Here is a 1,687-nt window from a genome sequence, read left to right as displayed (position 1 = left end):
GTCGGCGTCGGCACGTCGCCGTAGAGCTTGACGCTGATCGTGTCGCCGCGCCTGACGTTGCCGGTCGGGTTCACGTCGAAGGCCGTGCCCACCTTGTCGGCAGAGGGTGCAGGGCTCTGGTCGCTGAGGATGTTGGCGACCAGCCCCATGCTCTCCAGGAGCTGGCGCACCTGGGCCTCGTTCTTGCCGATGAACTGCGAGGCGGTGATGCTGATCCGGTCGCTCGTGGCCGAGGGGCTCGGCGACGGGCTGCTCGCCGAGGGCGACGGGGAGCTGCTCGTGTGCGTCGGGGTTGCCTTCGGGCTCGACGGGTTGGCCAAGAGCGCGATGAGCGTTCCTCCGAGGACGATGACCAGGATGCCGATGAGCGCGATGAGCGGCCAGGTCCAGGGATTGCGACGCTTGGTCTCGGTGGCGGCCGTCGTCGCCGGCGGCTCCTCGGGAGTCATCATCACGGTCGGGGTGAGGATGCGGGTCGCCTGGGTCACGGCGTTCTCGCGCTCGAGGGCGGGAAGCGTCCCCGCGCCGAGCACGCCGGGCACGGCGGCCGCGGCCCCTGCCACGTCGCCCCGTCGAAGCGCCTGGGCGGCCCGTGCGAGATGGGCGGCGGAGGCGGGGCGATCGGCCGGGTTCTTCGCGATGCACGCGTAGACGAGGTTGCGGACCGGCTCGGAGATGGTGATCGGGAGCTCGGGGGGCGCCTCGTTGATCTGGGCCATGGCGATCGCGACCTGCGACTCACCGGTGAACGGCCGACGGCCGGCGAGGGACTCGTAGGCGACGATGCCCAGCGAGTAGATGTCGGTGGTGGGGGACGCCGGATGTCCGCTGGCCTGCTCGGGGGACAGGTACTGGACCGTCCCCATCACCTGTCCGGTCGCCGTCAGTGGCACCTGATCGGCGATCCTGGCGATGCCGAAGTCGGTGATCTTGACCCGGCCCTCCGGCGTGATCAGCAGGTTTCCCGGCTTGATGTCACGGTGGACGAGACCGGCGGAATGGGCGGCGTGCAGGGCGGACGCAGTCTGGGCGACGATGTCGAGGACACGATCGCTCGACAGCACGCGCTCGCGTTCGAGGATGGTCGAGAGCGCCTCGCCGGGGACGAGCTCCATCACGAGATAGGCGCTGCCCTCCTCCTCGCCGTAGTCGAAGACGTTGGCGATGCCCTCGTGGTTGACCAGGGCCGCGTGCCGGGCCTCGGCGCGGAAGCGCTCCAGGAAGCCGGGATCGCCGAGATACTCGTCCTTCAAGATCTTGATCGCGACGGTGCGGCCGATGACGAGATCCGTCGCCTGCCACACCTCACCCATCCCGCCGATGGCAACCCGGCTGGAGAGTTGGTATCGTCCTCCGAAAGTGAGGCCGCTCGTGGGTCTCATTTGTTAAGCACCGCCTCTATGACTGATTTCGCGATTGGTGCAGCAACCGCATTGCCGAAGCTCGTGCCGTTCTCCACGACCACCGCCACGGCAACCTTTGGGTCGTTGGCCGGAGCAAAACCGGTGAACCAGAGGGTATATGGCTTGCCCTCCGCGTTCTGTGCTGTTCCGGTCTTGCCAGCCACATCGACTCCGCTAATTCTTGCATTACTGGCCGCACCATTGCTGACGTTGTTGATCATGAGCTGGGTGAGCGTGGCGCTCGTGGCCGCGCTGATGGGCTGGCTCAGCGCCTTCTGCTGGAA

At 67.5% G+C, this 1,687-nt stretch carries 2 protein-coding genes; both read right to left on the bottom strand.

Annotated elements, in window-relative coordinates; all coding sequences use genetic code 11:
- The coding region (locus VGC18_RS13660; RefSeq protein ID WP_331098316.1) for a protein kinase domain-containing protein at positions 1 to 1,382 on the bottom strand (1,382 nt) is incomplete at its 3' end.
- Positions 1,379 to 1,687 (bottom strand): penicillin-binding transpeptidase domain-containing protein (locus VGC18_RS13655; protein ID WP_331098314.1); only part of this gene is annotated, 309 nt, incomplete at its 5' end. The genes VGC18_RS13660 and VGC18_RS13655, both read right to left, overlap by 4 nt.

This window comes from Lacisediminihabitans sp., from assembly GCF_036404185.1.
GTDB lineage: Bacteria > Actinomycetota > Actinomycetes > Actinomycetales > Microbacteriaceae > Lacisediminihabitans.
Note: the sequence above shows the minus strand (reverse complement) of the source record. Positions and strands in the feature narration are given on the sequence as shown.